Raw genomic sequence first — 1760 nt, 5'->3', positions numbered from 1 at the left:
GGAAGATCGGGATCTTCCAGGTCGCGTTCTCGATAATTAGCGGCTTGGTCGCCGACCTCTTCGAGGCGTTGCCCGAGCTCGACGAAAAGCTCCAGGGGAGAATGCCGCTATCTCTGTGAGCCAGCAGGTGGCGTAACCGTTGCCAGGCCCAGACCGAAACTGTGATGCCTTTCTCTTAACCCTATTCACGCCCCGGTCGCACCGGGGTGTCTATCAGCACGACCTTACCACCCAACGGAGATATACAATGAACAAGCTCGAGGTGGCTCAACCCGGCACTACTGGTGCATTGAAGGCACTGGTTGGTAGCCTTATCGGACTCGGTATCTTCTTCGCTCCCCTCCCGGTGGGGGACGGGGAGAGCAAGATCCCGCTGGTCATGATTATCGACTATGTGAAGGAGTTGATTGGCGGTTCCATCAATTATCTCACGCTTGGCATCATCGGTTTGCTATGCCTGACCTGGCTGGTATCACGTGTCTCCAACCATAAAGGTATCCGCGAATATCATCGTAAAGATAGCGTGGTGAGTGGCCTGACTTTTTTCCTGGCCGCCTTTTTCGCATTACTGTTGGTATTTAACATCGGTCCCGACTGGCTGCTGCACGATGACGTAGGCGGACTGGCCCTCTATCTGGGCGGCAGTGTCTTCCTCACCGTGACCATCGCCGGTTTCTTCGTTCTCTTCCTCACCGAGTTCGGTTTCCTGGAATTCATAGGAACCCTGATGGAACCGCTGATGCGTCCGCTGTATCGCTTACCCGGCCGTTCCGCGGTAGATGCGGTCGCCTCTTTCGTGGCGGCACCCGCCGTGGGCATCTTCATCACCAATAAGCTGTACACCGGTGGCTACTACACCCAGCGGGAGTCGGCCAGCATCGCGACCAATTTCAGCATCTGTAGCCTGGGCTTCTTCGCCTTGCTGGCCTCCATCGGCGGGATTATGGAGTACCTGCCACACATGATTGTCGTGTCCTTTCTGATCAACTTCACGCTGGCAGCCATCGTGGTGCGGATTCCGCCGCTGTCCCGCAAGCAGAATGTCTACTATGGAGGCCGTGAGCAGACCGCCGATGATTTTCGTGACGACGATGAGCGTCATATCCTGGCTCGTGCCTGCTCGGCCGCGGCTGCCCGTGCTGCCCAGACACGACCCGAAGCCCTGTATCGTGGCTTCTGGGAGGCCATCACCTTCGCCCAGAAAATTGTTGCCTTCATCCTGTCCATCGCTACCTTGGCCCTGCTGCTCGCCACTTACACACCGGTGTTCGATTACCTCGGCGTCGTGGTCGAACCGCTGATCCACCTGATGCAGCTTCCGGATGCCGAGGCCATCGCTCCTACTGTGCTGGTGTCCATTGCCGAGATTGCACTGCCGGTCATCATCATCTCCGGGGCCGAGGTGAGCCCCATGGCGATCTTCTTCGTCTGCACCCTCTCGACGGTTCAGATCATCTTCTTTACCGAGAGCGCCAACGCCATGCTGGAGTCCAGTATTCCGCTGTCGGTCATGGATCTGGTGGTGATCTTCCTGATTCGTACCCTGTTGGCCATCCCCCTGGTGGCCCTGGCGACGCATCTGATCTTCTGATCTGGAACGCCTGATTCACCTACTGCGACGAGAAGGGGAAGCACGACTGCCCCTTCTCGCCGATTCATTTCCCCAGAGAAGAAAGAAGGAGATGCGCCATGGAGCGTGACGTCATGGAGTTCGACGTGGTGATCGTCGGTGCCGGGCCCTCGGGCCTGTCGGCGGCCTG

1 protein-coding gene is annotated in these 1760 nt (G+C 57.8%); it reads left to right on the top strand.

The window, feature by feature from the left end; all coding sequences use genetic code 11:
- Positions 1 to 247 precede the first annotated feature (247 nt).
- Positions 248 to 1591: a YjiH family protein gene (locus tag HPA02_RS18020; RefSeq protein ID WP_146804585.1), complete on the top strand. Its 1344-nt coding sequence runs from the start codon at positions 248 to 250 to the stop codon at positions 1589 to 1591.
- Positions 1592 to 1760 lie beyond the last annotated feature (169 nt).

It is taken from the genome of Bisbaumannia pacifica, assembly GCF_007989625.1.
GTDB lineage: Bacteria > Pseudomonadota > Gammaproteobacteria > Pseudomonadales > Halomonadaceae > Bisbaumannia > Bisbaumannia pacifica.
This window is presented reverse-complemented; position numbering and strand designations above follow the sequence as displayed.

Coding starts and splice junctions, on each gene's coding strand:
- HPA02_RS18020 (WP_146804585.1), top strand. CDS start 248: ATGAACAAGCTCGAGGTGGCTCAACCCGGCACTACTGGTGCATTGAAG.